Source organism: Kineosporia sp. R_H_3 (genome assembly GCF_002198675.1).
Taxonomy (GTDB): domain Bacteria; phylum Actinomycetota; class Actinomycetes; order Actinomycetales; family Kineosporiaceae; genus R-H-3.
The window spans coordinates 1-4,536 of sequence record NZ_MWLL01000047.1; the positions used below are offsets into that span (position 1 = coordinate 1).

The following is a 4,536-nucleotide window of genomic DNA, read 5'->3' on the forward strand; positions in this document are numbered from 1 at the left end:
AACGGGGTCGCCGTCCGGCCGCCCGCCGCACCACCGCTCGCGCAGCCCGCCGCGCGTCCTGCCGTGCCGCCGGCCCTGCCGTCGTCGGGGACCCCGCCGACCGGCACCGCCGACCCGGCGGCCGGCCCCGGCCCCGGCGGCCTCCCGATGCCGGAGCGGCCCACCGCGCTGCTGCTCGCCGCCCTCGTGGCGCTTGCCGCGACGGCGACCGTGGCGCCCGGCGGCGCGATCGTCCTGCTGTGGCTGTGGATGGTCGTGGCCCGCACGGCCGACCGCAGCGCGCTCGCGGTGTGGCGCCGGCGCTACTCCTACGGGCCCCGTTCGAGCGACGTCCCGCTCACGGTCGCCCTCGTGCCCTGGCGGATGCTCGTCGCGGGCGTCATGTCCCTGCTGTCGATGCTCGTGCCGCTCGCCGTCGGGGCGAGCGTCGCGTTCCTCGCCGGCTCCGCCCTCACCGGCGGGACGAGCCTCGGGACGCCGACCGAGCCGGTCGCGCTCGGCCTCGCCGGGGCCGCGGCCGCGGTCACGGCGTGGTGGGGGCCGGGCGGCGGGTCGATGCGCCGCGGGACGACCTGGCTCGGTCGCCTCGCCGTCCGCCGGCGCGGGCTGCACCTCGGCCTGCTCGTGTTCCTCGCGTTCGTCGTCGCCGCGGCGCTCATCACGCTCGCGAACGGCGCGTCCCCGGACTTCGCGCCCTTCCAGGACCCGCCGCTGCTCGGCTGATGAACCATAAGGAGCGTCGCGCAGGGCTGATCTGCTGCGCCGACGCGGGGCTGGTCAGGCCGGGTGCGGCGTCGGCCGGCCGAAGAGGTAGCCCTGCGCGTGCTGGCAGCCGACCTCGGCGAGCAGCGCCCGCTGCGCCTCGGTCTCGACGCCCTCGGCGACGAGGTCCACGCCGAGCCCGTGCGCGAGGCCCGTGAGGGCCTCGACGATCCGCTCGCACTGCGGGTCGTGGCCGAGGCCGGCGGTGAAGGACCGGTCGACCTTGATGCCCGAGACCGGCAGGTCGCGCAGGTAGGACAGCGCCGAGAAGCCGGTGCCGAAGTCGTCGACGACGAGCCGGACGCCGAGGTCGTCGAGCCGGTGCAGCTCCTTGCGGCCGGCCGGGGCGGCGCCGAGCATGACCGACTCGGTGAGCTCGATGACGAGGTTCTGCGGCTCCAGGCCGGTGAGGTCCAGGGTCGCCTCGACGTCCGCGAGCAGGCCGGCCCGCATGACCTGCGACGGCGAGACGTTCACCGCGACGTAGCCCTGCTCCGGGGTCTGCGCGGCGACGGCGGCGGCCCGGGACAGCACCCAGCGACCGACGTCCTCGATGAGCCCGGTCTCCTCGGCGACCGGCAGGAACCAGGCCGGCCCGAGGAGCCCGCGGGTGGGGTGCTGCCACCGGACGAGGGCCTCCCGGCCGACCATCGCGCCGGTGCGCAGGTCGACGATCGGCTGGTAGTGCAGGCGCAGGTCGCCGTGCGCGAGCCCGGCCCGCAGCGCGTGCTCGATGTCGAGCCGGTCGACGGCGCGGCGGCGCAGGTCGTCGTCGACGACGTCCCAGCCGCCGCGGCCGTTCTCCTTCGCGCGGTGCAGGGCGGCGCCGGCGTCGCGCAGGAGCGCGGTCGCGTCACCGGTCGGCCCGGACGACAGGGCGATCCCGATGCTCATCGAGAGGACGACGCTGCGGGACGCGATGTCGATCGGCTCCCGGACGGCGGCCGTGATGCGGTCGGCGACGAGCACCGCCTCGCGCTCGTCGAGGACGTCCTCGCAGACGACGACGAACTCGTCGCCGGCCATCCGGGCCGCGGTGTCGGTGGCGCGCAGCACGGTCTGGATCCGGTTCGCGATCTCCACGAGGATCTCGTCGCCGTGCTCGGGGCCGATGCTGTCGTTGACGACGTCGAACCGGTCGAGGTCGCAGGCGAGGACGGCGACCCGGCGGCGGCTGCGCCGGGTGCGGTCGAGCGCCTGCTGGATCCGGTCCAGCCCCAGCGTGCGGTTCGGCAGCTTCGTCAGCGGGTCGTGCAGCGCCTGGTGGGCGAGCATCTCCTCGGCGAGCCGGATCTCCGTCACGTCGACGACCTGGGCGACGAGCTCGACGAGCGTGCCGTCGCCGTCCTCGACCGCGGTGACCGTGAGGCGTCCCCAGACGCTCTCGCCGCTGCGGCGGACGAAGCGCTTCTCCAGGGAGTAGGTCGGCCGCTCGCCGGCGAGGGTCCGCGCGAGGAGCGTCGCGTCGGCGTCCACGTCGTCCGGGTGCGAGAGCTCGGCGAACGTCGTCCCGGCGAGCTCGGCGGGGGTGCGCCCGAGCATCCGGCCGAGGACCCGGTTGCCCTCCTTGATCCGTCCCGACCGGTCGAGCAGCGCCACGGCGATCGGGGAGGAGTCCATCGCGGCGGCGAACCGGTTGCGGGCCCGCCCGAGGGCCGCGGAGTCCGAGACGTCGACGACGGTGCTCACGAGGAACGCGTCGCCGGCGGGCAGCCGGACGGGCACCGACGTGACGTTGACGTCGACCGACCCGGCGTCGGCGCGCAGGAGGTCGTCCGCGCGGGGGTTCATGGCGACCGTCGTGCCGCGGCCGTCCTGCACGACGACGCCGACCGTCACGGCGTCCAGGACCGTACGCATGAGCGGGTCGACGTCGACCGCCCGGGGCGACCCCGTCTCCCGCTGGTCCTGCTCCGGCGTGCTCGACGGCATTGGTCACCCCTCCCTGTAGTGACGCTGAGTGTACGAACAGTCACCCTCGGCGGTCGGGGAGGCGCGCGTCGGACGAACGGAGGATTCGTCGGACGACTTGTCGCACCGGTCCTGCACGCGGCGTAGGTCCGTGCACGGTGGGGCCGGTGCGCGGTGCAGGTGGAGCCCCCGGTCGGGGTCGAACCGACGACCTACCGCTTACAAGGCGGTTGCTCTGGCCACTGAGCTACGGAGGCGTGCCCTCGCGCGGCGTGCCGCGCGGTGCGCGGGTAAGCCTACGCGGCGCGGCCGGGCGGGTCAGCCGGGTTCTGTGCGCGTGCGACCGCCGTCGTCGGTTCAACCGGCGTTGATCCACCCGGGTCACGGCGCTTCACTCCGCCGCCCCGCGGCCGATAACGATCTCATGGAGGGTGGCGCCGGGCCGCCCGCCGGACGGAGGGCGGTGCGGCCATGACGACGGTCGACGCCGTGCGCGCCTCCGCCTGCCCGCACCTCGCGATGGGCGTGCCCGACGCGACGCTGTCCGTGCTGCTCGTGGACGCCTGCGCCGCGCCGCTGGCCCTCATCGACCGCTGCGGGCACTTCCTCCGCGTCAACTCCGCGTTCCTGCGCCTCACCGGCCGCACGGTCGGTGACGTCGTCGGCGCGGACGTCGCCGAGCTGCTGCCCGTCGAGGGGGTCGGCCAGGTCATCGACCTCGCGCAGCGGACCGCCGCCGGCCGGCCCGTCGAGCCGCCCGAGTCGCTGTGGGTCGACGAGCTCGGCCACCGCCGCCGCGTCGCGTGGACCTTCACCGGGGCGCCGAGCGGCCGGACGCCGGTCTACGTCATCGCGACGGGCGTCGACGTGACCCGGGAGCGGCTCGCCGAGGCGAGCTGGCGGGAACGGGCGCAGACCGACCACCTCACCGGGCTCGCGAACCGGACCGCGCTGGAGTCGGCGCTCGCCGCGCACCTCGAGCCGGAGCGCGGCACCGGCTGCGGCATCCTCTTCTGCGACCTCGACGGGTTCAAGGCGGTCAACGACACGTACGGCCACTCGACGGGCGACCAGGTGCTCGTGGAGATCGCGCAGCGGCTCGCCGCGAACGTCCGGACGGCGCGCGGCGACGTCGTCGCCCGGCTCGGCGGGGACGAGTTCGTCGTCGTCCTGCCCGGCTGCGGCGACCTCGAGCTGCGGGCCGTCGTCCCGCGGATCGAACGCGCGGTGGCCCGCCCGCTGCGGCTCGACGTCGGGCTCGTCCGGGTCGGGGTGAGCATCGGGTCGCGGGTCGCGGACCCGGGGGACGACGCCGCCGCCGTCCTCGCCGAGGCGGACGAGCGGATGTACCGGGCCAAGAGCGCCCGCAAGGAGCGGCGCGCGGCCGCGGCCGCCGTCCGGCCGGACGGACCGGCAGCCGGACCGGCTGACGGACCGGCTGATGGACCTGCTGCCGGGCTGCCGGAGGGCTAGAGGGCGTCGTGCCCGGTCTCGCCGGTGCGCACCCGCGTCACCGAGTCGACGGGGACCGTCCAGACCTTGCCGTCCCCGATCCGGCCGGTGCGCGCGGCGGCCACGACGACGTCGACGATGCGCGCGGCGTCCGCGTCGTCCACGACGATCTCGACGCGCGTCTTCGGCACGAAGTCGACCTGGTACTCGGCGCCCCGGTACACCTCGGTGTGGCCGCGCTGGCGGCCGTGGCCCTGGGCCTCGCTCACGGTCATGCCGGCGACGCCCGCGGCCTGCAGCGCGTCCTTGACGTCCCCGAGGGCGTGCGGCTTGATGATCGCGGTGATCAGCTTCATGGTCAGAACCTAGGGCACGGGTCGGACGGCGCGGGGGGCCCGGGGCGGCCCACCG

Annotated in this window: 3 protein-coding genes, 1 tRNA gene and 1 pseudogene; 2 read left to right on the plus strand and 3 right to left on the minus strand. The window is 75.7% G+C overall.

Going from position 1 to position 4,536, the window contains the following annotated elements; all coding sequences use genetic code 11:
• Nucleotides 1–723: pseudogene (locus ECOMGDLI_RS34375) on the plus strand (hypothetical protein); the annotation flags it as partial.
• 54 nt (nt 724–777) lie between these two features.
• Here ECOMGDLI_RS34375 and ECOMGDLI_RS03020 read toward each other — a convergent pair.
• The gene (locus tag ECOMGDLI_RS03020) at nt 778–2,694 is read right to left on the minus strand and encodes a bifunctional diguanylate cyclase/phosphodiesterase (protein WP_088313484.1); all 1,917 of its coding nucleotides are present in this window, start codon (nt 2,692–2,694) and stop codon (nt 778–780) included.
• 160 nt (nt 2,695–2,854) lie between these two features.
• Nucleotides 2,855–2,930: transfer RNA gene (locus ECOMGDLI_RS03025), tRNA-Thr, on the minus strand.
• A 214-nt stretch (nt 2,931–3,144) separates the two neighbouring features.
• On the opposite strand from ECOMGDLI_RS03025, the gene ECOMGDLI_RS03030 reads away from it, so the two are divergent.
• Nucleotides 3,145–4,146 (plus strand): sensor domain-containing diguanylate cyclase, encoded by a 1,002-nt coding sequence (locus ECOMGDLI_RS03030; protein WP_088313487.1) that lies wholly within the window; start codon nt 3,145–3,147, stop codon nt 4,144–4,146.
• On the opposite strand, the gene ECOMGDLI_RS03035 is transcribed toward ECOMGDLI_RS03030, so the two are convergent.
• Nucleotides 4,143–4,481, minus strand: coding sequence for a P-II family nitrogen regulator (locus ECOMGDLI_RS03035; RefSeq protein ID WP_088313490.1), 339 nt, complete (start codon nt 4,479–4,481; stop codon nt 4,143–4,145). The two genes, ECOMGDLI_RS03030 and ECOMGDLI_RS03035, sit on opposite strands and share 4 nt — an antisense overlap.
• Nucleotides 4,482–4,536: the final 55 nt, after the last annotated feature.

What these genes read in the sequence shown, in the direction of transcription:
- ECOMGDLI_RS03020 (WP_088313484.1), bottom strand. Translation starts at nt 2,694, where the DNA reads ATGCCGTCGAGCACGCCGGAGCAGGACCAGCGGGAGACGGGGTCGCCC.
- ECOMGDLI_RS03030 (WP_088313487.1), top strand. Translation starts at nt 3,145, where the DNA reads ATGACGACGGTCGACGCCGTGCGCGCCTCCGCCTGCCCGCACCTCGCG.
- ECOMGDLI_RS03035 (WP_088313490.1), bottom strand. Translation starts at nt 4,481, where the DNA reads ATGAAGCTGATCACCGCGATCATCAAGCCGCACGCCCTCGGGGACGTC.